Source organism: Vibrio sp. 05-20-BW147 (assembly GCF_013369385.1).
Lineage (GTDB): Bacteria > Pseudomonadota > Gammaproteobacteria > Enterobacterales > Vibrionaceae > Vibrio > Vibrio floridensis.
In genome coordinates this window covers 1-1,100 of the sequence record NZ_SZTO01000080.1, presented here as the reverse complement: position 1 = coordinate 1,100, position 1,100 = coordinate 1, and the positions used below count along the sequence as shown (strand labels likewise).

The window sequence follows — 1,100 nt, the reverse complement described above, 5'->3', positions numbered from 1 at the left end:
CTCATGTTTGGCGTTAGACGTAGCGATGCGATTTGCTCAACGGGTTGGTGAGTTGGGCCATCTTCGCCAAGACCGATAGAATCGTGCGTGTACACTTGGATGTTCTGAATTTTCATCAGAGCCGCCATACGCATTGCGTTACGTGCGTATTCCATGAACATTAGGAAGGTCGCGCCGTAAGGTACGAAACCACCGTGTAGCGCGATACCGTTCATGATCGCAGTCATACCAAATTCACGTACACCGTAGTGGATGTAGTTACCAGAGAAGTCGCTTGCTTCTAGCGACTTAGAACCCGACCACATGGTGAGGTTAGAAGGCGCTAGGTCAGCTGAGCCGCCCATGAATTCTGGCAGCATTTTACCAAACGCTTCTAGCGCGTTTTGCGATGCTTTACGTGATGCGATGTTCGCTGGGTTTGCTTGAAGATCTGCAATGATTTGGTTTGCTTTCTCTTCCCACTGCGCTGGCAGTTCGCCATTTACGCGGCGTTTGAACTCTGCGGCAAGCTCTGGATATGCTGCTTCATAAGCTGCAAATTTCTCGTTCCACGCTGCTTCCTTAGCTGCGCCTGCTTCCTTCGCTGACCATTCTGCGTACACTTCTTGCGGGATTTCAAAAGGACCGTGCTCCCAACCTAGTTCTTTACGTGTCGCTGCAATTTCTTCAGCGCCTAGTGGTGCTCCGTGACAGTCGTGTGAACCCGATTTGTTTGGTGAACCAAAACCGATGATAGTCTTAGTACAGATTAGAGTCGGGCGAGGATCTGCTTTAGCGGCTTCAATTGCTGCGTTGATCGCTTCCGCATTGTGACCATCCACTGCTGGGATGACGTGCCAGCCGTAAGCTTCGAAACGCTTAGGCGTATCGTCAGAGAACCAACCTTCAACGTGACCGTCGATAGAGATGCCGTTGTCATCCCAGAATGCGATCAGTTTGCCCAGACCTAGCGTACCTGCTAGAGAACATGCCTCATGCGAGATACCTTCCATTAGACAGCCATCACCCATGAACACGTAAGTGAAGTGGTCAACGATGTCGTGGCCTTCTTTGTTGAATTGCGCTGCTAGCGCTTTCTCAGCCATTGCCATACCAACCGC

Annotated in this window: 1 pseudogene; it reads right to left on the bottom strand. The window is 50.9% G+C overall.

Annotated features, from left to right (window positions below):
* Positions 1-1,100 (bottom strand): annotated as a pseudogene (locus tag FC652_RS20065) (transketolase); the annotation flags it as partial.